16 protein-coding genes are annotated in these 21,996 nt (G+C 34.2%); 13 read left to right on the forward strand and 3 right to left on the reverse strand.

The genetic code is table 11. From position 1 onward, the window contains the following. Positions 1–2 precede the first annotated feature (2 nt). Positions 3–1,175, reverse strand: a complete 1,173-nt coding sequence (locus QMO11_RS13905) for a LamG domain-containing protein (RefSeq protein ID WP_282037836.1) — start codon at positions 1,173–1,175, stop codon at positions 3–5. A 329-nt stretch (positions 1,176–1,504) separates the two neighbouring features. Here QMO11_RS13905 and lacZ point away from each other — a divergent pair, with 329 nt between their 5' ends. From lacZ to QMO11_RS13925, 4 genes are all read left to right on the forward strand, one after another. Next, on the forward strand, positions 1,505–4,681 hold the full coding sequence (lacZ, locus tag QMO11_RS13910; protein ID WP_282037837.1) for a beta-galactosidase, LacZ type: 3,177 nt from the start codon (positions 1,505–1,507) through the stop codon (positions 4,679–4,681). 266 nt (positions 4,682–4,947) lie between these two features. Continuing rightward, positions 4,948–5,784: a 5-dehydro-4-deoxy-D-glucuronate isomerase gene (kduI, locus tag QMO11_RS13915; protein WP_282037838.1), complete on the forward strand. Its 837-nt coding sequence runs from the start codon at positions 4,948–4,950 to the stop codon at positions 5,782–5,784. Between the two features lie 74 nt (positions 5,785–5,858). Beyond that, positions 5,859–7,046, forward strand: coding sequence for a DUF4861 family protein (locus QMO11_RS13920; RefSeq protein WP_282037839.1), 1,188 nt, complete (start codon positions 5,859–5,861; stop codon positions 7,044–7,046). 292 nt (positions 7,047–7,338) lie between these two features. Continuing rightward, positions 7,339–9,624, forward strand: coding sequence for a TonB-dependent receptor plug domain-containing protein (locus QMO11_RS13925; RefSeq protein ID WP_282037840.1), 2,286 nt, complete (start codon positions 7,339–7,341; stop codon positions 9,622–9,624). Positions 9,625–9,727: 103 nt separating this feature from the next. Here QMO11_RS13925 and QMO11_RS13930 read toward each other — a convergent pair whose 3' ends face one another. Next, positions 9,728–10,501 (reverse strand): S1/P1 nuclease, encoded by a 774-nt coding sequence (locus QMO11_RS13930; protein ID WP_282037841.1) that lies wholly within the window; start codon positions 10,499–10,501, stop codon positions 9,728–9,730. A gap of 255 nt (positions 10,502–10,756) precedes the next feature. On the opposite strand from QMO11_RS13930, the gene QMO11_RS13935 reads away from it, so the two are divergent. The 8 genes from QMO11_RS13935 to QMO11_RS13970 all read left to right on the forward strand — a co-directional run bounded on the left by QMO11_RS13935 (position 10,757) and on the right by QMO11_RS13970 (position 20,096). Beyond that, entirely contained in the window at positions 10,757–11,326 is a 570-nt protein-coding gene (locus QMO11_RS13935; protein ID WP_282037842.1) for an RNA polymerase sigma-70 factor, read from the forward strand. Between the two features lie 108 nt (positions 11,327–11,434). Further along, on the forward strand, positions 11,435–11,578 hold the full coding sequence (locus QMO11_RS13940) for a hypothetical protein (RefSeq protein ID WP_282037843.1): 144 nt from the start codon (positions 11,435–11,437) through the stop codon (positions 11,576–11,578). 27 nt (positions 11,579–11,605) lie between these two features. Next, positions 11,606–12,580 carry a FecR family protein gene (locus QMO11_RS13945; protein WP_282037844.1) on the forward strand — a complete coding sequence of 325 codons (975 nt, stop codon included), beginning with the start codon at positions 11,606–11,608 and terminating at the stop codon, positions 12,578–12,580. A gap of 39 nt (positions 12,581–12,619) precedes the next feature. Next, entirely contained in the window at positions 12,620–15,262 is a 2,643-nt protein-coding gene (locus QMO11_RS13950) for a TonB-dependent receptor (RefSeq protein ID WP_282037845.1), read from the forward strand. Between the two features lie 3 nt (positions 15,263–15,265). Then, a complete protein-coding gene (locus QMO11_RS13955) occupies positions 15,266–16,192 on the forward strand; it encodes a DUF4249 domain-containing protein (RefSeq protein WP_282037846.1) in 927 nt (308 codons plus the stop codon). 150 nt (positions 16,193–16,342) lie between these two features. Further along, complete coding sequence (trxB, locus tag QMO11_RS13960) at positions 16,343–17,341, forward strand: thioredoxin-disulfide reductase (RefSeq protein WP_282037847.1); 999 nt, start codon at positions 16,343–16,345, stop codon at positions 17,339–17,341. A gap of 151 nt (positions 17,342–17,492) precedes the next feature. Continuing rightward, positions 17,493–18,227, forward strand: coding sequence for a lysophospholipid acyltransferase family protein (locus QMO11_RS13965; protein WP_282037848.1), 735 nt, complete (start codon positions 17,493–17,495; stop codon positions 18,225–18,227). Positions 18,228–18,326: 99 nt separating this feature from the next. Further along, complete coding sequence (locus tag QMO11_RS13970; protein ID WP_282037849.1) at positions 18,327–20,096, forward strand: hypothetical protein; 1,770 nt, start codon at positions 18,327–18,329, stop codon at positions 20,094–20,096. 59 nt (positions 20,097–20,155) lie between these two features. Here QMO11_RS13970 and QMO11_RS13975 read toward each other — a convergent pair whose 3' ends face one another. Beyond that, a complete protein-coding gene (locus QMO11_RS13975; protein WP_282037850.1) occupies positions 20,156–20,986 on the reverse strand; it encodes an ATPase in 831 nt (276 codons plus the stop codon). 91 nt (positions 20,987–21,077) lie between these two features. On the opposite strand from QMO11_RS13975, the gene QMO11_RS13980 reads away from it, so the two are divergent. Further along, positions 21,078–21,938: a hypothetical protein gene (locus QMO11_RS13980; RefSeq protein WP_282037851.1), complete on the forward strand. Its 861-nt coding sequence runs from the start codon at positions 21,078–21,080 to the stop codon at positions 21,936–21,938. Positions 21,939–21,996: the final 58 nt, after the last annotated feature.

Here is a 21,996-nt window from a genome sequence, read left to right on the forward strand (position 1 = left end):
TGTTAAATATTAAAGTCTTTTTCGATTAATACCTTACCTGAATTCGATACTAGTTTAATTGCTACTTGCTTTGCTGATGATGATTTTAGCTTTAACTCTAATTCATCGTTCCCCAAACCTTTATAGGCTTTAAGTTTTATGCTTTTAAGTGTAGCATCTCCATTATTTACTGAGATATACAGCTTACAATCTTCGTTAGCTTCGTAGGTATAATCTAATTTTAAAGTAGCATCTTGCAATTGCGTTTTAGCCTCAACATTGGCTTCAAAAACTTGGGCTGCATAGCTACATTTTGTTTTTTTATTAATTGGCACTAGGCTATAACTTCTAACCCAATCGTAATAAGCGGTATTGATTTCTGGGTTTTCTAAATCAGCTACACTTGGTGCAGGTTGCCAATTGTAGGTTTCAGTAACCATGTTTATTTGCATTGGTCTATCAAAAGGTTTCTTTGAAATGTCAGTTCTAAACTGAACCGTTTCCGACTCCTCATCATTTGCATAAAAGGTTACTTCGTGGGCGTCTTTCCACCAAGCAGCATAAATATGATACGCATCGTATACATTGCTTTTTAGTTTTACATCAGATCCCTTTGAAATAAAAGTTTCTTTTTTCTCTCCACACTTTACATATCTGTAATGGGTATTTGAATTCATCCCGTTACGGAATTTTTCAAAAGTTGTACTTCCTCCAACGGCTTCTTGTATATCGAGCTCTTGACTGTATGAATCTGTTTCGCAATCGTCATTCTCGGTAAACGGTACTTTATCGTTCGACATCCAAAACGTAGTTGACATCGCAATTTTTGATGCCTTGGCTTTACACTCATAATATCCAAAATGAGCCTCTTTTGTTATTGACGAAACAGCACCTCCGTACATAGTATATTCTGCTTTGCCAAACTTTTTAGTTTTACTTAAAGCCCCACTCTTAATTTTCAAATTACCATCAGATACAGATACAGCTTCGGGATTAAACCAAGCAGGCTGTCTTCCTTTCCATCCACCATTAAATTCATTCATCCATTTGCTTTGATCTAATTCATTGCCATCAAACTCATCGGAGAATTGCGCATTAATTACCCACCTGTAACCTTTAGGTGGTTTTGGAGGCTTAGCAGAAATTGTAACAAAACTGATGCAAAAAAATAGAATGATACTTGTTATTCTTGTCATGATATAGTACTTAAATTTGAACCTCTAAGATATCATTCTCATAAGCGTATGTGAGGAGATTATAGGTAGATAAATGGGGGGTGAAATAAAAAGTAAGTTATTCAGGAATACATTGAGCCTTTGGGGATACATTGAGCCAATTTGCTTAATATTGAGTTTACCCCTTTTTTATAGTTTATATACCACTACTATAATTGCTGAAGATTTCAGGAAACTCATGGTAGGATCTTACAATTTCAATAAACACCCTATTTTTAGCTTAAAAAGACTGTTTTAACTAGCAATATCGCAGTATATTCACTTTCTGAAAATTCAAACAAACATAGATAATGAAGAAACTAACTATTGTTTTAGCATGCCTACTTTTTATCAGTAGTAGCTATGCTCAATTCGAAAAGAAAGAATGGCTTAACGAAGCTGTTTTTGGCATTAACAAAATGAACGGAAGAGCAACCTCGTACTCTTTCTCAAACATTGAAGATGCGAAAAACGGAGACCGTAATAAAACGGATATTACGTTTTTAAACGGCGATTGGAAATTCAATTATTCTGAAAAAGTAGATGAAAGAGTTACCGATTTTTATAAATCTGATTTTGATGTAAGCGCTTGGGATAATATTGCAGTACCATCCAATTGGGAACTGAAAGGTTATGGAAAACCTGTTTACGTAAATTCAGATTTTGGTTTATCATTAAAACCACCACACTATCCATGGGAAAATGAGGTTGGTCAATACAGAACAACTTTTAACTGGAAATCTTCTTGGGAAAACAAACAAGTGATTTTGCATTTCGGTGGTGTTACCTCTGCATTCTATGTATGGATAAATGGTGTTAAAGTAGGTTATAGCGAAGATAGTTGCTTACCTGCTGAATTCGACATCACAGAATACTTAAATGAAGGTGAGAATACAGTTTCTGTTGAAGCTTACAGATGGACTACTGGTGCATTTTTAGAAGATCAGGATCATTGGCGTTTAAGCGGTATCCACCGTGAAGTAATGATTTTAGCGCAACCAAAAGTATCACTTAACGACTTTTTTGTTCGCACTAAGTTTGATGAACAATACAAAGATGCATTATTTCAAGTTCGCCCACGCATTACAAACATTTCGGGTAAAGCATGTAATAAAATGAATGTTGTAGCTCAATTGTTTGATGCTGATGGCAATGAAGTTATTTCTCCGATAAAACTAAGCGCAAACAAAGTAGTTAACGAATACTACCCACAGCGCGATAACGTATATTTTGGCTTGATGGAGCAAAATGTGGTTAACCCGCATAAATGGTCTGCTGAGAAGCCATATTTATATACTATGATTCTTTCTTTAGAAGATGAAAAAGGCGAAACTGTAGATATCCGCTCTCAAAAAGTTGGATTTAGAGATGTTACCATCGATGGAAATGTAATGCTTATTAATGGTAAAAAAGTTAAGCTATACGGTGTAAACCGCCACGATCATGACGAAGTGGGTGGTAAAGTAATGACTCGTGAAGCAATGGAAGAAGATATTAAATTATTGAAACAATATAATTTAAATGCCATCCGTACTTCACACTACCCTAACGATCCTTATGTATATGACCTTTGCGATAAGTACGGAATTTATGTAATGGATGAAGCCAACCTCGAAACACATGCTGTTCGTGGTTTATTGAGTAACCAACCTACCTGGTCGGGAGCTTATGTTGATAGAGCCATCAGAATGGTTGAACGTGATAAAAACCACGCTAGTATCATTAGCTGGAGTTTAGGTAATGAGTCTGGTACTGGTCCAAACCACGCTGCTATGGCCGCTTGGATAAAAGATTATGATGCTACTCGTTTTATGCACTATGAGGGAGCGCAAGGCGATCCTAACCACAAGCAATACTTAAAGGTATTTTCAAAAGAATGGAAAGCCAGTGAGGCCATCCATGCTGCAAATCCAACAGATCCGGCTTACGTTGATGTTTTAAGCAGAATGTATCCATCGCTTGAGGTATTAGAGGATATGGCTAATAACCCAAATATTAAACGCCCGGTGATGATGTGTGAATATGCACACGCTATGGGTAACTCATTGGGTAACATGAAAGAATATTGGGATATGATTCATAGCTATGATAATATCCTTGGTGGATTTATTTGGGATTGGATTGATCAAGGTATCCTGCAAACAGACGAAAATGGTAAAGAGTACTATGCTGTTGGTGGTGATTTTGGCGACAAGCAAAACGCAGGTAACTTCTGTTTAAATGGTATTATTGCATCAGACAGAACGGCTAAACCTCAAATTATTGAGTGTAAATATGTGTATCAGCCTTATACATTTAATGCCGTTAATCTTGAAAAAGGTATTATTACAATCAATAACCGTCAGTGGTTTAGCACTTCTATCAGCACCAACTTTAAGTGGGAGCTATGGCAAGATGGAAAGCTTTTACAAAAAGGAAATATTGCTCAGCCAAATATTGGTACTGAAGATTTTGCTCAAGTAACAATTCCGTTTAAGCAACCAAAAATTGTTGCAGGTGCTGAGTATTGGTTAAGAGTGAGCGCACATAGCACCAAAGATGAATTCTGGGCTCCTAAAGGATACGAAATTGCTAAAGAGCAGCTTAAACTACCTATCGGAAAGCCAGCTGTAGTGAATGCCAACGCTAAGTATTCAGCAATTACTAAAGCTGAATCTGGTAATACAGTTACATTATCAAATAAAGCTTTTAAGCTAACAATCGATTCTAAATCGGGTTATATTACTGCGCTTACAAAAGGTGGTGTTGAAACTATTAATAGTGCTTTAAAGCCTAACTTTTGGAGACCTTTAACTGATAATGATGAAAGAGGATGGAAACCACAAAAAGTTTCAGCATTTTGGAAAGATGCGGCTAACAACTTAAAACTTACTTCTTTTAATATTGAAGAGCCAAAAGCGGGTGTAACAGTTATTAAAACAACACATGCTATTGATGGTAAGGTTAAATTAAATATTAACTACACGGTTAATGGTAAAGGTGAAGTGAAAGTCGATTATGCACTTGATGCCGACACATCATTACCTAAATTAATTAGAGTTGGACTTACTACAACAGTACCAAATCAGCTTAATAAAATGAGCTTCTATGGTAAAGGTCCGTGGGAAAACTATAGCGATAGAAACACTGCTGCTGAAGTTAATGTATTCTCTGGTTCGGTTACCGATTTTGTGTTTGAGTATGCACAACCACAAGAGTGTAGTAACCATACTGAAGTAAGATGGATGCAACTAAATAACAGCAAAGGTAAAGGTATCCACTTTAGTGGAGATAAGCCTTTAAGTGTTTCTGTATGGCCTTGGACGGCTGAATCATTATTCAACGCCAGACATACTAACGAAGTTAAAGTAGAAGATTTCTACACCCTTAATATTGATATGGTACAAACTGGTGTAGGTGGTTGCGATACATGGTCGCCTAAAGCAGAACCAATTACTCCATACCAATTATTATCTGGTAAATACGAGTATAGCATCACAATAAAATAAGACCTACTCTATTTCAAATAGATTTATTGTAAGTCAAAAACTTAAGACAGTTTGCTTTATGCAGACTGTCTTTTTTTGTGCCTTATTTCTATAAAAATTAACGCTGATTTCTTATAATTTCAAAGTAAATCATATATTTGTGCAAACGTTTGTATTTTTGCATTCGACAGAGCATATTCTTTAGTTACAGAGAATTAAAAGTTTATGTATTATATTGCAATAGCGTGTAAATAATTAAGTATTCAAGTTTTAAAAAAAATATTATTATGAGTTTAGAAGTAAGATATGCCGTTCACCCAGAAGATGTAAAAAGTTATGATACCAACCGTATTCGCAAAGAGTTCTTAGTTGAAAAGGTAATGGTTCCGGGAGAAATTAACTTGGTTTATTCTTTTTACGATAGATACATTCTTGGTGGTGCTGTTCCTACAGATAAACCAATTGTACTAGAGGCATATGACGAGTTAAAGGCTCCTTATTTCTTATATCGAAGAGAGCTGGGTGTAATTAACGTTGGTGGCGATGCTAAGATTAGTGCAGGAGGTACTAGTTACACTTTAAAATATAAGGAAGCATTATATTTAGGTAAAGGAAACGAAGATGTTGTTTTTGAATCGGTAGATGCTAAAAACCCTGCTCGCTTATACATCAACTCCTCTCCTGCTCATAAAGAATTGCCATCAAAACATATTACCCTTGGGGATGCTAATGTATTACAATTAGGTTCTTTAGAAACATCTAATGCTCGACAAATTAACCAGTTATTAGTAAAAGAAGTTATCGAAACTTGTCAGCTTCAAATGGGGATGACTGAGTTAAAACCAGGTAGCGTATGGAACACCATGCCTGCTCACACGCATAACAGAAGAATGGAAGCATACTTCTATTTTGAAGTTCCAGACCAACAAGCTATTTGTCACTTTATGGGTCAACCCGATGAAACACGCCATATTTGGATGCAAAATGAACAAGCCGTATTATCACCAGCTTGGAGCATACACAGTGCTGCAGGAACCTCAAATTATATATTTATTTGGGGAATGGCAGGCGAAAATATGGACTATACTGACATGGACACACACCAACCTAATGAATTAAAATAATAGATTTAAGCCAGTTATTTAAGTAACTGGCTTTCTTTTTAAACGGTCAATTATAATCTTAAAAACAATAAACGATGAGAATAATAAGCTTTTTAATATTATTATGCACTATTATAATATATGGCTGCGCAGATAAAACACAAACACTAACTGTTAAAAACTCCAACAACCATCCTATCACAGATAAAGCAGTTACCTTGAGCTTTAATGAGTCTTTAAAGTATTTAAACAATCCCAATGGAGATGAAATAATTGCTATTGACTCTGATGGCGTTTTTTTAGCAACGCAAAACGATGATATCAACGGCGATGGAAACATTGACGAAATTACTTTCTTAATCAACCTCAAAGCTGATGAAACAAAGCAAATCCATTTTAAAATTGCCACACCTGATGAACTCGCCTTATTTCCTCAAAGAACCAACATTCGATTCGGGAATAAGAAAGCTCCCTTTAATGAGATTACTAGTGCTAAAAGATTGCACTCTACAGAGAGTAAGTTAATTCAACCTATTTTTCAGATGGAAGGTCCTGCCTGGGAAAATGATATTGTAGGTTTCAGAAACTATTACGATGCAAGAAATGGAATCGACATTTTTGGTAAAAGAACCTCTATAATGGCATTGGATAGCGTAGGTATTAAAGGCCAAAAGTACCACTCCTTAGATTGGTGGGGAATGGATATTCTGAAAGTAGGAAATTCTCTTGGAGCAGGTGCTATTGCAATTGCAATAAACGACTCTATATACCGAGTAGGTCCTTGTAAAGAAGGATCTTATCGTTTTATTTGCGAAGGCCCTGTTAGAGCAATATTTGAATTAAATTATGAAAGTGTTCAAATATTAGATAGAGTTTATAATATAAAACATCAAATCAGTATTTATGCTGGTGAGTATGGTTATGAAAGCAAGGTATGGGTTGAAGGCTTAAAAGGTGATGAGGAATTAGTAACAGGTATTGTAGATTTGCACAATCTGCCACTAATTGCTGATGAAACCCAAACAAACCATATATTCATGACACATGGCAACCAAGGTTACGAAGATGAAATATTAGGTATGGCCTTAACTGTAGATAAAAATGTGTTTATTAAAAATAAACCTGCTCCTAAAAAAGGGAACGGGATTACGCATACTTTCTGTACCCATTTAAAGTTAGAACAACCAACTGAATTTAGTTTCCATGTTGGATGGGAAGTACAAGACCCAAAGTTTAAAAAACCGGAATATTTTATGGAGCAACTAAAATATAAACTCGATTAAACGAAGTCATTAATAAAAAGCGAAGGAGGCTGTTTTAATAATCAAAACAGCCTCCTTCGCTTTTGCTATTATCAACCTACACACTAAGCAAATAAAAAACACTTTTTACATCAATAACCTGTAATATAGTATGAATCATCATTCAATTGTTAAAACGAAAAACAGAATCGTTAATGATAGTTAAATACATAACCTGCCATTAATCATGCCGTAACAGCTGCAAGTTGAGAATAGGTCCACAATTAACTTTATATCTCAACTTTACGAATAAAACGAATAATTAATACACGGAATGAAGAAAAACAATTTAATGGTAGCAATGCTAATGCTACTATCGCTTGCTCAAAACATATTTGCTCAAGAGCAAAGCGAAGACCTATTTGACCTCACCCTAGAACAATTAATGAATATGGAGGTTTCTGTAGCCTCAAAGAAATCGGAAAGTATCAAAGGATTACCCTCTTCTGTTTACGTAATATCTGCAACAGACATTGAAAGATCTCCAGCAACCAATTTAACAGAACTACTCAGAGAAGTACCTGGTTATTGGGGGGTGCAGAATGAATACATGAACACCTCTGCTTTTATGCGAAATGATTACAGCGGATCAGTACTTGTTCTTTTAGATGGTACACCTATGAATGACTTAATGTACTCGTCATTTAACTACGACAATTTTGAATTACCCTTAAGTCAGATTGAGCGTATTGAAATTATTAAGGGTTCAGGTGGTACTGTATATGGAGCTAACTCTGCTACAGGTGTAATAAGTATTGTAACTAAAAATGCAGATAACTTAACTCCAATATCTGCTACAGCAAAAATGGCATCGCCAAGCTATGCTGAAGGTTCTGTAAACGGAGGAAAGCAATTTGGAGGAAGAACAAAGATTGCTTATTACGGAAACTACAAACATTTTGGAGGGTACGATCAAGCCTATTCTGGTTTTGAAGGTAGTAAGTATACCGAAGATGACAATACAACTAAAACGTATTCTGCCGGTTTTAACCTTGCCTATAAAGCAAACGAAAAATTAAACTTATCTGCTGCGTTTCACTATAGTGGATATCAATCAAATCATTATTATTCCTATTCTCCAATAGAAAGTTCAGTTATTGATGTTGATCCTTCAACTGGTGAATTTCAACTATCCTCAGAAGATGTAGCATTTTTTGGCGAAAGAAATAACAGCCATCTAATCGGTAACATAAGAGCTGATTATGAATTCTCTGATTATCACAGTTTATTTGTGAGAGTATCTACAGATAGGCAAAATGTTGATCAACCTTCAGCAGGTGGCTTCACAACCAATAACGGTATTATAGATGTTGAAGTACAAGATAATTTTAAACTAGCCTTTAATAATTTCTCTGTTGGAGTCAATTATAGATCGGTAAATTACGACATTAATAATATTACACATGAGCATTCAATTGCCTACACTGATAAAGAAAATACCGAGACGCTGACATCGTTCTTTGCTCAAGATAAGATGACTTTTTGGGATGATCAGTTCTCACTTTATATTGGTGCTAAGTTTGAGAACTTCTCTCTACTAAATAGTAAATATTACTTTTCTCCAATGGCTAAAATAGTTTACATGCCAAATAACAAATTCACTGCCTGGGGAGGCTATTCACTATCATACACTACTCCTGGCTATAATCAAACAAATATTGAACTCAACATGTTTAGAGCAGAAATGAATGACCTGCTATTTTATCAGTATCTACAAGAAAACAAAATTGAAATAACAGAAGAAAACATTGAATATTATCAAGCTGTATTAGAGTCAACTGATTTAGGTGTTGCTGCTATACCTTCATCTCATACAGATCCATCAAGCTTCAGAACTGCCGAACTTGGTGTAAGGTGGCAAATACTTGATAATTTACACTTTGAAACCAATGCATATTATACTTGGATTAAAAATGGATTAATAAATAGTCCTGTTGGCTTTGGATTAACTCAATCTAACAACTATGATGACTTATATATAATGCCATTTTACTACGGTAATTATATGAAAGGTAACAACTGGGGAGCTGAATCCATTATTAAATATCAAGCCAATAGTAAATTATTGTTTGAGTTATCTCACTCATTATATATTGATGAATTATATTATCAAAATAATGATGACTTTGAAATTGACGATTTCAAAGATGATAGAATTGATGACAATGAATACCCTACAGTACCTGAAAATGTATTCAGAGCAAAAGCATATATTGATTTACCATACGACTTTAAAGTTACCTTAACCGGATTATATGCAACAGCTTACAGAAACCGATTTGGCGGAATCGAGTCTCCATATCAAGAAGATATGGAAAGGTTTGAACCTCTATACCAACAAGGCTACAAAACAGGTAATGAAATTGGTGCCAATGATAATAGAACAGTATTTAATTTCAGGATAGATAGGTCATTTATGAATAATTCATTAAACCTATTTATTTTCGGAAATGATGTATTCTCTTCTCCATTTGTAGAGTCGGTTAATCAGTTACAAACCGTTTATCCTCGACAAGTAGGAAATATGTTTGGAGCAGGTATTACATATACCTTACATTAAAAAATGAATCTAATAGTAAAGAGGGAATTCGAATTCGGATTCCCTCTTTCTTTTTTTTGTCGGATCTGTAATTACTATAATGGATATATTAATCACAAGCGATTTACTCTAGTAAGCTATTTAATAAAATACCTAATCTATATCCTGCCTTTTGTATTTGTTCTAACACAACAGGGTTAAAACTATGAACATAGGCATAGCTATAATTTTTGTCACCAGGATAGTTGTATATTTGGCGTGTTATCTCATGTGTTTCATTAACCCAATCAACCGTATTTAAAAGCTTTAAATCAGATTTTGATTCTATATTAGATTGACATGCAAAAGTGGCTAGTTCGGTATAACTAAGGCGAGAATAATCAATTATTTCTTCGTCCCAAAGTTTATGAAGGTTAGTCATTTTACCAAACCAATTTACTTCTACTTTATTACCTCCTAAATCTTCAGATAAACCAACGTGCATCGGCTGGTGTGCATCGCCAACTAAATGAACAAGCATCTTAAGAGCAATTATTTTATCCTCAACAGAAGAGTTATCGCTTTGCAATGTTTGCTTCATATCCTCAATAATAGTAACAATATCTCCACTACTATTTTTCTCCGAAGACTGATAATCTTTATCCAAAGGCATATTTACATAATGCGGAAGTTTACCCAGTTTATTATCTTTTTCAGAACGTATTTCATCAGCCCAATTAGCCACAATAGGAATATAATCGTTTCCCAATAATGCTGCAATTTCAGCTTTCGTTTTTTCACTAAGTTGTTGATATGCAACTTCTGCTATAGCTCTGTGCCCTGTGCTACCCCATGCTCTAACCTGTTGCGTTAAGAGGGATATACATAAAAATAGGAGGCTAATCTTTAAAGTCTTCATTTTAAATAGTATTTTTCAGCTCAAATATCAACAATTATGCCAACACAAAATATCGCATTTTATCTTAATTTTAAATCTGTATACAAAAAGTTTGTTCTACTAAGAAAAGGAGTTGCCCTCTTTACATAAACAATAAGCAGATTATAAATAAAGTTCTGTTATTTCATGTAGAAAAAATAACCACTCATATAACAATTATCACGTTTAACTACTTTTTACAATAGCGTACAGCATTTTTTAATAGTTTTGCATCACATGGATGATAAGTTATTAATTGATAAAATCCACTCTGGGTCTTCCGATGCATTTGAACACGTATTTATGGTTTATTATCAACCATTATCAGTTTTCGCATGCAAACTTGTTGGCGATTTAGATTTAGCCAAAGACATTGTACAAGATGTTCTTGTTCATTTCTTCGAAAAGCATAACGAACTTAACATTCATACTTCTTTAAAAGCGCATTTGTATCAATCGGTAAAAAACAAATGCTTAAACCACCTCAAAAGAGAAAAAATAATTAGAACACACCACTCTTCAATATTCGTTGAAAAAAAAGCGCAAGAAGAAATTTTTAATGATTTATTGGAAGAAACCGAGCTCGAAAATCAATTAAATAAAATAATTCAAACCTTACCTAAACAATGCCAACGTATTTTTGAGATGAGCCGATTTCAGGGTAAATCTAACCAAGAAATTGCGGATGAGTTATCTATTTCAAAAAGAACAGTTGAAACACAAATTAGCAATGCATTAAAAAAATTAAAGGTAAAATTACTTCCATACCTTAAAATACTAATGCTTGTGTTACATGTTTTTATTTAAATTATGAGCTAATTGCTCAACCTTTAATTGAAGTAATTGCATTTTTTTGCAATTTCTATACGTGTTATATATTTTAGGATTGTCTAACAGAAACAAAAATCAAATCTTATGGAGTTTTTATTACAATTATTTGCAGAATTAGTTATCAATAAGGAAGACGGTGAGATAATATCAGAAAATACTGCAGAAGTAAACGATAGCCTTGAAAATTCAGAAGCTGAAGAATTTTTTAGCATGATGCATTTTCATTAAAAGTTACAATATTATAAGGGGTACACATTGAATAAACCAGAACAAAATATAGAGCATTTAATTGCAGCTTATCTCTCAAAGAGTATATCTGATAAAGAGCTTGAGATCCTTAACCATTGGAAGAATGAGAATTCTGAGAATGAACAGGAATTTAAGCTATATGTGGATACATGGGAAAGATCTTGCGGTTTAAAGCTGTTTCAGCAGATTAATGCTTCTGAGGACTGGTGCAAGGTTAAAGCCAAACTTACTAATAAAAAAACTCCTAAAATTAATCGCCCCTACCGATTCTTTTCAAAAGTTGCAGCCGTTTTACTACCTGCTATTATTTTAACAGGAGTTGGTCTATATTGGACTACCCCCGGTTTTGGAAGATGGGATACTGCAAGTACAGATCAAAATAAAAAAGAAATAACACTGCCCGATTCGAGCACAATTATTCTAAATAGAAATAGTAAAATTATATACCTTAAAAAATTTAATCAAACAGATTCTCGTGAGATTAAACTCAATGGAGAAGCTTATTTTAAGGTAAGCCATAATAAACAAAAGCCTTTCACTGTAAAAACCGATAATATTTTGGTTTCAGTATTAGGAACAGAGTTTAATGTGAACGACAAACGTAATATTGCAACAGTATCGGTAACAAAAGGAAAGGTAAAAGTATCTGATCCTGATAACAATAGCCTTATTCTTATTAAAGGCGAAAGTGCCATTTATAATAATGGTAAATTAACCGAGGCAGACAACAATACAACAAACGACATATATTGGCTTACCCAGAAACTTATATTTGAAGAGGCAACATTAAGTGAAATATGCAAATCATTGCAAAAGGCTTATCCTGAAATTAAATCGATAAAATTTAATGCAAAGAAGTCGGATATTAAAATAACTACTTCGTTTAATCAACAAACTCTTAAGGAAGTTATTGAAGAATTACACATTCATTTCGGAAAAAAATTCACTTTCAATGGTAAAGTTTTGACAATCTCTGATTAAATTCGCTTTCTTATAGCGCTTTTATTTGTCAATACTTTAATGCACATAAAACCGATTACATCTACCCTTCTGTTTATCATCCTATTGTGTTTATCCATAAACACCAATGCCCAAGATGTACTTAATCGGCAAATCACATTAACAAAAACAGAAGGATCTGCAAAAGAATTACTTCAAGAGATTGAACTACAAGCAGAAATTCTTTTCAGCTACAGTAATAAAATATGCTTAAATGAAAATATACTACTCTCAGAAAGCACCAATACAATCGACCATTTTTTATCGGAAATATTTTCTGAATGCCCAGTAGAGTATAAAATAAGATCTCGAAAAATTATTCTACTACCTAAACCACCCCCTGAAGTAAGTAATAATATTAGGGTAAGTGGATTTGTAAAAAGCAGAAAAAGCAAAGAAGCTCTAATAGGAGCCTCGGTATATCACAATAATAAAACTTTAGGTACAAGCAGTAATTCTTTTGGATATTATAGCTTTGAAATTCCTAAAGGGGAAACTTCAATTCTCTCATCATTTATTGGGTTTAGAACCGAAAACATTCATATCAATGCCTATAAAGATACTACAATAAACTTTTTCTTAGAACTAAACTACAACCTCGAAGAAGTGAAGGTTATTCAGAACATGAGTGCTGAAGAAATAAACACCACAAGAAGCAGCACTATAACTGTACCAATTGAGCAAATAACCGAGATGCCTTTATTCATGGGCGAAGTAGATGTTATCAAATCCTTACAACTATTACCCGGAATTAATAGTGGTAGCGAAGGTTTAAATGGTTTCTATGTTAGAGGTGGTGGATCTGATCAAAATCTATTTCTTCTTGATGATGTACCCATTTATAATATATCTCACCTATTAGGTTTCTTCTCTATTTTTAATGCAGATGCCATTAACAGTGTTAATATTACAAAAGCGGGTTTTCCGGCTAGGTACGGAGGCCGGTTATCATCGGTACTAGATATTCGAATGAAAGATGGCAATAAAGAAAAGATTAAGGGTACAGCTAGCATAGGTGCTATCTCATCAAAAATAGCTTTAGATGGCCCTATTAAATCAGAAAAAACAACCTTTAATTTCTCTGCACGAAGGTCTTACTTTGATTTATTCTCATCCTTATTCCAAAGTGGCTCAGAAGCTAAATCCTCCTTCTTTTTTTATGATACAAACCTAAAGTTGAGTCATGAATTTTCACCAAAAAATAAAGTTTATGCAAGTTTCTATGCCGGAAAAGATAAATTCTTTACCAAATACAATTACAACACTGTTCGTAATCCAAATCAACCTCCTGAAGGTACTGAAACCTTAAATATTAATGATGAAAGTAATTCAGGCTGGATTAATCAAATGGCTGCTTTAAGATGGAACAAACTATACAACAATAAATTATTCTCAAATATCACAGTTGCCTATAGTCAATACAGCTACTTTATAGGATTTGAGCAAAATGAAATAGAAACCAATACTTGGAATTATTATGAGCAAAAGTATAATAGCGGAATTACCGATTTGTTGAGCAAAGTAGATTTTGATTACTTCTTAAATAACAACCATCATATTAAATTTGGTGGCAACTATACTTATCACACTTTTAAACCTGGAATTGACATTGTTAAACGGGTACAGAATATTGAAACAGTGATTGATTCAACCATTGGTGGCGATAATATTTATGGTAATGAATTCTATTTATATGTTGAAGATGATTTTCATTTAACCCCAAAACTAAAAATGAATGTAGGCTTGCATTCTGCTAGTTATTTCACATCTAGTCAAGCTTATCATTCATTACAACCAAGGTTCTCTGCTCGTTACTTGCTCACCCCCAAATTAGCTTTTAAAACCTCTTTCTCAAGGATGACGCAATTTATGCATTTGGTTACATCAGGCTCTCTTGCATTACCAACTGATATTTGGATCCCAGTAACAGATAAAATTAAACCGCAGCACTCTAATCAATATACATTAAGTTCAACTTGGCAAATTCAAAATGGTTTCGACTTAACCGTAGAAGCTTATTATAAAGATAATCAGCAACTTTTAATGATTAACCCCGAAAATAGCTATTCATCTATTGAAGAAGGTGCAATTTTTGGTGATGGGTATGCCCACGGAATAGAGTTTCTAGTACATAAAAAGACCGATAAACTAACCGGTTGGTTCGGATATACTTGGTCTAAATCCATGAATAGATTTAGCGAACTAAATAAAGGTGAATACTTCCCCACGCTAAATGATAGAAGGCATGATGTTGGTATTTACAGTAACTATAAAATAAATCCTCGCATGAGTATTTCAGCAACATGGGCCTTTAGTTCGGGGAACGCAGTTACACTTCCTTCTCAAAAATATTACAAACCACAATTACCTAGTAATGGAACGCTTGAAAATGGTGATTACTCTGAACACATCGACGAGATACATGGCTACAGAATGCCTGTTTACCACCGCCTCGACATTGGTATTAACATGACCAAAGAAATTCGATGGGGACAACAAACTTGGAGTATGGGTTTATACAATGCTTATGGTAGACAAAATGCCTTCTCATTATATTTCGATTCTAATTATGATTCTGAGGGTAATTTGGTCGATCGCCAACTAAACCAACTGAGTATTTTTCCATTTCCTCTACCTTACATTAGATACACCATAAAATTTTAAACCATGTGTAATAGTAAGTATATAATATATTGGTTAAAGCTCATTCTTCTCGTGCTGATATCTAGTGCCTGCGAAAAAAGTTTAGATTATCAGGTAAATAACCAACCTGCTAAACCTGTTCTGTTTTCATTTCCAATGCCGGATAGTATATTAAAAGTTCATCTTAGTCTTACAACTGATATACTCGACAATAATTCTTTTAGCTATTTAAATAACGCACAACTAGATGCCTATATAAACGACACACTCATTTTTACTAGTCCGTACCCGCAAAATAGAGAATGGTTCACTATCCCATCTATTAAGGGTGAAGCTTTTAATAATTACAAACTAATAGTAGTAACTAATGATGGAGATAGCCTAAGCTCAAACACAACCATTCCAAAGGCTACACCAATAGTTAAGTTGGAACAGGGTAATTCTAAAACAGTATTACAAGATGACATTTATGAGCTTAACTATAAATTCATCTGTCATTTTTCTGACCCTAAATACGAACAAAATTATTACCAACTTAGGGTTGATGCATTTAAAAACAATATTCCTTCTCCAAGCGCCTATACTATAAACTACATTAAAGACGATCCTGTATTTATATACCTAGAAAACGAGAGTGATTTGCTAGCAGGTATCGATTATCAAGGAAGCTTTAACGATGCACTAATCGATGGTATGGATTATGAGCTAAAATTGTCAATTCCTAAAAGTGAATTAACAAATGAAGATGGATCTATTAATACTGAGTTAGAGTTTCATTTATATTCGATTAGTAAAGAATACTATTCGTATCTCAGATCTAGCATTGCTGAAGAAGCTAATCGGAATAATATATTTTACGAACCAAGCAATATTTATTCTAATGTAGATGGTGGAATCGGTGCTGTTGCCGGACTATCTGTCTCAAAAATGAGAATAATATTAAACGAATAATCATTAAGACAAAAATATTATAACAAAGTAGATGAACAGGATAATTTGTCAGTTGTTATTATGACAAAATTTGCTTTTTTTGTACTCTTAAGCAAAAGGTATAATTTTTGACTCAAAACAGTCTAAATAAATAGATGTAAGCTTAAAATTATGGCATTATTTGGTAAAATAGAAAACTTGGAAACCCCAGGTGACAATATAAAAGAAGATATGGAAACTGAAAAAGTAAAAGTACTGATTATTGGATCGGGTCCTGCAGGATATACAGCTGCAATATATGCAGCCAGAGCTAACTTAAGCCCCGTGATGTACGAAGGCATGCAACCTGGTGGACAATTAACAACTACAACAGAAGTTGAGAACTTCCCAGGATACCCTAAAGGAATTACAGGACCTGAGATGATGACAGACTTAAAAGAACAAGCTGCTCGTTTTGGTACAGATATTCGTTTTGGATATGCCAGCGGAGCCGATTTTTCTCAGCGTCCATTTAAAGTTACTGTTGATGCGAACAAAGTAATTGAGGCTGAATCGGTAATTATTGCTACAGGTGCTACAGCCAAATACCTTGGGTTAGAAGATGAACAAAAATATGCTGGTTCAGGAGTTTCTGCCTGTGCAACATGTGATGGTTTCTTCTATAGAGGCAAAACTGTTGGTGTTGTAGGAGGTGGTGATACTGCCGCTGAAGAAGCAATGTACTTGGCTGGTTTAGCTGAAAAAGTATATTTAATTGTTAGAAGAGACGAGTTACGTGCTTCTAAGGTCATGCAGCAACGCGTTATTGATACGCCAAATATTGAAATCCTATGGAAACATCAAACTTTAGGTTTATTCGGTAATGGAGTGGTTGAAGGTGCTACTCTTGTGAAAAACAAAGGTGAAGAAGATGAAGAGGAAGTAAAAGTTGAGATGGATGGATTTTTCTTAGCTATTGGTCATTCTCCAAACTCTGATATCTTTAAAGATTACCTTAACACTGATGATGTAGGTTATATTCAAACCGAAGCTAACACTTCTAAAACTAATGTAGAGGGTGTTTTTGCTTGTGGCGATGTAATGGATAATCAATACCGTCAGGCAATTACAGCTGCAGGTTCAGGATGTAAAGCTGCGATGGATGCTGAGCGCTTTTTAAGTGAACAATAATTCATTATAATACAAACGATTAACAGAAAGCATCTAGATAGATTATCTAGGTGCTTTTTTTATTTTATACCTATATATATCCCTTCCCTCTCAAGGATTTTTGCGGTATTTTATCTTTCTTTGCCACCGAAATAAATAAGCATATCCAACAATGAAAACATTACTAAATTATCTATTAACCCCATTATGTCATCTAGCCTTTGGCTTATTATTAGTTATTTTTCACGCATTACAGGTTATTTCGTTAAACATATTTGGCGAAAATGCGCGTCAAAAGGTAGTAAACGTTCTTAATTGGTTCTTGGTATACAGCTTGCGTATTATGGGAAGCTCAATTACATTTAAAGGCTTTGAAAATTTACCAGAAGGCAGACCTGTTATAATTGTATCCAATCACCAAAGCTTGTATGATATCCCTGCCATTATTTTAGGATTCAAAAAGTACACACCTAAGTTTATTTCAAAAATAGAGCTTGGCAAAGGCTTACCAAGTATATCTTATAATTTAACTAAAGGTAAATCTGCCTTAATTGACAGAAAGAACCCTGCACAAGCCATAAAAGAAATTTTCAAATTAGGTAAGCTCATTCAATCAACAAACGAAGCTGCCTGCATATTCCCGGAAGGAACAAGAAGTAAAAATGGAAAAGTAAAGAAGTTTAAAGTTCCTGGTATTAATACGCTTTTAAGAGCAGCGCCTGATGCCATTATTATTCCGTTTGCCATAGATGGACATAGCAAGGTGATTAAAAATGGAATGTTTCCGCTAAGCTGTGGCGAAAAGATTACCTATACAGCACTTGATGCTATTGATCCGAAAGGAAGAGATGTTGAAGAACTAGTGGCTGAGATTGAGCAAAATATCAAAACTTCGCTCGGTCAATAAACCAAATAATTTTAACGAATACGAACATTTAAATATATCGAGGTATACTGTTACTTTTTTAACGTATCTTCGGTAACTCAAAAATAAAAAATAGAATAGATGGATATTTTAAAGAGACATTCATTTCACATACCCGTATTAGGTTTGGGGTATACTCTAGATACTCCTGTTAAAGTTGCTCCTTACGGAATATCATCCGTTATATCATTAGTTGATGATAAACTAATGGAACAAGTTAGAGAGGTTTATTGCAAAAAATTCAACATGCCATTTAAGGCTGTTTCTGATAAAGTTGAAGATTATAGAGCTGAAAGAGTTACATCATATCTTAATATGATTGACGATGTTGTTAGCCAAAAAGTTGCTGAACTTAAAAAATCGACTCTTGAAAAAGGAAGCGAACTTGAAAAGTATTTCAGACTTTTACCTGATGTATCATCGTTGAAAGAAAAATTTAATCTTAGTCAAAAAAGCAAGCAGCTAAAAGACGAACTAATCAATTGGGTTCAAGATCATTTACCTGTGGGAAGCATTGATGTTAACATCATGACTAAATTAGATAAGGTAAACTATAAGGATGGTGAGCAACTACCAATTGAGTTTAACGATGCGCATGCGGCTTTAAGAGGCTTTGCAAATAGCAAACTAAATTCTTCATTGGTACTATCTGCAGGTATGAGCCCGCGTTTGTATAGTTACCTTGAGAATTTCAAGGATTTTTATCCTGATGAAAATGGAATCATCAAAAAGAATATTATTCTTAAAGTAAGTGATTTTCGTTCGGCACTTGTGCAAGGTAAAATGTTAGCTGCAAAAGGTCTTTGGGTTTCTGAATACAGAATTGAAAGCGGCGTTAATTGTGGAGGACACGCCTTCCCTACTAACGGTGTTTTATTCGGTCCTATCTTAGAGGAGTTCAGACAAAGCAAAGATCGTTTAGTTGATACTTGTAAAGCAGCTTACGAAGCAGCTATTGAGAAAAAAGAATTAAATAAGCCGGCTAGTGAGCCTGAAATTTTAATTACTGCTCAAGGTGGTGTTGGAACAACTGAAGAACACAACTTTTTAATGGATCACTACAACATGGATAGTGTTGGTTGGGGAACTCCATTTATGCTAGTACCTGAAGCGGTTAGTATTGATAACACTACTTTAAAGCTTTTAGCTGATGCTAAAGAAAAGGATTTATACTTTAGTGGATTATCTCCTCTTGGTGTACCTTTTAATAGTGTTTACGGCGCTTCAATGAGCGAACTTCGTTTGGCAAATGCTGAGGCAGGGAAACATGGTGCAGCTTGTACTAAAAAATTCTTACAGTATAACACTGAGTATACTGATAAACCAATCTGTACTGCATCAAAACAATACCAAAAGCAAAAGCTTGAAGAAATAAAATCTTTAGATCTTACTGAAGCAGCTTATAATAAACAATACGCCAAAATTATTGAAAAAGAATGTTTGTGTGTTGGTTTAGGTGTTTCCTTATTAGAATCTAAGGGCATCATGGGAAGTGCTACTGATAAAGTTACTGTTTGCCCTGGTCCTAACTTGGCGTATTTCTCTAAAGAAATGAGCTTGGAAGAAATGGTGGATCACATTTATGGTAGAGCCAATCAGTTAGATGATCGTCCGCGTCCGCACATGTTCCTTAAAGAGATGCATATGTATCTTGATATTTATAAAGAGCGCCTTGAAGAGGTAGACCTTGAAAACGCGAAAGAGAAAAAGCAACTTATTGCTTTTAAAAAGAACGTTTTTGATGGAGTAGCTTATTATAAAGAATTATTTGCGGCTAACAATACTGCTATTATTGCCGAATTAGATGAATTATTAAGTAAGTATCCTGAGTTAGAAAAGGAAATTGCCTAATAAGAAAGATATATTTATTAAAACGCTTCAGTTTAATTACTGAGGCGTTTTTTATACAGCTATTTTGAGTTGTAATAAAGCTTTAATCCTTCCATTGGAGAGCGAAGTACCTTACCCATTATTAAGCCTTTTTTTTCTATTTGAGCTTCCAAAATATCTTTAAAGTAATAAGCAACACTTCCTACAAAATGAATGGGTAATGAAGCTGCCTCGGGATATTGAAGCACATTGTTTTTTAAGAACTGACGGAAACCTTTCTCAACAATTAGTCGAAATTCAGGGATGCTAATGTTACTTTTAATAAAAGGAACGAAGGACGCCAAATACCGATTAGGGAAACTTTGTTTATATACCTTATTTAAAATATCTGCCATATCACAATCGTACTCAGCTTCAAATCGTGCCTTTATTTCATCGGATAACTTACCTTTATAGATCGCATTTACCAATTGCTTACCAAGATATGCCCCACTCCCTTCATCGCCTAATATGAATCCCAACGGAGGTATATTTTGCTGCACTGTTACTCCATCGAAATAACAAGAATTTGCACCCGTACCCAATATACATGATATACCTTTATTTTGCATGCTGGTTGCATAGCAGGCGGCTAATATATCAGACTCAACATGTACAATAGCATTGGGCCACATTTGTAATACAGCATCTTCAACAGTCTTTTTATGGACTTGGGTATTGCAGCCTGCCGAAAAAAAATAAACTTCAGTTATTGAATCAAATTTATTTTTAAACGCACCCTCTAGAACCTCATAAATTTCCTTACTATTTATATAATAAGGATTTATACCCTTAGTGAAAATATCAGCATAAGCATCATTTAAAAAGCTCCAATGCGTTTTGCTCGATCCGCTGTCTGCAATTACTATCATCTTGTTGTTTTATTATTATATTTAGTCAAAATTAAACTTTTCAGACATACAATCTGTTTTTTTACTTTGAAATACCTATAACAACAATAAAATGGATAATAATAAAGTGACAACACGAAATGTTGTAACAGAATCTGGTATTAATTTCATACTACAATACTATAGCAACGAAGCTCAAATCAAAGGCTATCATCAGCAAGAATTTGCAAGAAAGGACTGTTTACTTTGTAAGGATATCGACAATAAAATAAATAGTACACTTGACCACCCCCATTATGTTTTAGATGATACTACACATTCTCTATTTGAAGGTCATCAACTTTTATTTGCGAAGAAACATGCTGAGGAATTTTTAACCGGTCGAGTTCGTTTTTTACTTGATTTTCTGGCAGACCACAATAAACATACACTTGCATACGGAGGTAGCAAGAATTCTACTATAAAAAATTTCCATTTTACTTGCCATGTTTTAAACGAACAGGTGGAGTTACCTTTAAAGGATAGTTGTTCGAATCCTGATTTTTATAAAACCATAAGTAATAAAAAGGGCATTGAAATAGGAGAACTAGAGCATTATGGACGTGGAGCTGTGGTTCTGAAAAGTAATAATGAAGAAAAGCTAACCGAGCAATTATACGAGCTAGAAAAACATATTGGGGTTAATTACGCCAACAACAAACACCCTTTTATTAACCTGTATCTTTGGATGGAGGATGATCAATTCTGTATTGCATTAGTACCCCGAGCTGTATACAAACCTTCGGAATATTACGACGAGAATAATGCTTGGGATATACCTATAGGTGTACTTGAAATGGGAGGATTATTTATCATGAAAAATCATGATGAATTTATGCATACATCAGCAGACTTCCTAAAAAAGCTCTGTGATGAAGTTTCATTCAATGATGAGCACATAAAAGAGATTATTGCGCATGTTGATCAGAAGTAATGATCCCATTTAGGATAGGACAAAAAAACAAAAGAGGATGTTCAATAATGAACATCCT

This window comes from Saccharicrinis aurantiacus (genome assembly GCF_947489045.1).
Lineage (GTDB): Bacteria > Bacteroidota > Bacteroidia > Bacteroidales > Marinilabiliaceae > Saccharicrinis > Saccharicrinis aurantiacus.

Excerpts from the sequence above, each read along its gene's own strand:
- QMO11_RS13905 (WP_282037836.1), bottom strand. The coding sequence starts at position 1,175 with ATGACAAGAATAACAAGTATCATTCTATTTTTTTGCATCAGTTTTGTT.
- lacZ (WP_282037837.1), top strand. The coding sequence starts at position 1,505 with ATGAAGAAACTAACTATTGTTTTAGCATGCCTACTTTTTATCAGTAGT.
- kduI (WP_282037838.1), top strand. The coding sequence starts at position 4,948 with ATGAGTTTAGAAGTAAGATATGCCGTTCACCCAGAAGATGTAAAAAGT.
- QMO11_RS13920 (WP_282037839.1), top strand. The coding sequence starts at position 5,859 with ATGAGAATAATAAGCTTTTTAATATTATTATGCACTATTATAATATAT.
- QMO11_RS13925 (WP_282037840.1), top strand. The coding sequence starts at position 7,339 with ATGAAGAAAAACAATTTAATGGTAGCAATGCTAATGCTACTATCGCTT.
- QMO11_RS13930 (WP_282037841.1), bottom strand. The coding sequence starts at position 10,501 with ATGAAGACTTTAAAGATTAGCCTCCTATTTTTATGTATATCCCTCTTA.
- QMO11_RS13935 (WP_282037842.1), top strand. The coding sequence starts at position 10,757 with ATGGATGATAAGTTATTAATTGATAAAATCCACTCTGGGTCTTCCGAT.
- QMO11_RS13940 (WP_282037843.1), top strand. The coding sequence starts at position 11,435 with ATGGAGTTTTTATTACAATTATTTGCAGAATTAGTTATCAATAAGGAA.
- QMO11_RS13950 (WP_282037845.1), top strand. The coding sequence starts at position 12,620 with ATGCACATAAAACCGATTACATCTACCCTTCTGTTTATCATCCTATTG.
- QMO11_RS13955 (WP_282037846.1), top strand. The coding sequence starts at position 15,266 with ATGTGTAATAGTAAGTATATAATATATTGGTTAAAGCTCATTCTTCTC.
- trxB (WP_282037847.1), top strand. The coding sequence starts at position 16,343 with ATGGCATTATTTGGTAAAATAGAAAACTTGGAAACCCCAGGTGACAAT.
- QMO11_RS13965 (WP_282037848.1), top strand. The coding sequence starts at position 17,493 with ATGAAAACATTACTAAATTATCTATTAACCCCATTATGTCATCTAGCC.
- QMO11_RS13970 (WP_282037849.1), top strand. The coding sequence starts at position 18,327 with ATGGATATTTTAAAGAGACATTCATTTCACATACCCGTATTAGGTTTG.
- QMO11_RS13975 (WP_282037850.1), bottom strand. The coding sequence starts at position 20,986 with ATGATAGTAATTGCAGACAGCGGATCGAGCAAAACGCATTGGAGCTTT.
- QMO11_RS13980 (WP_282037851.1), top strand. The coding sequence starts at position 21,078 with ATGGATAATAATAAAGTGACAACACGAAATGTTGTAACAGAATCTGGT.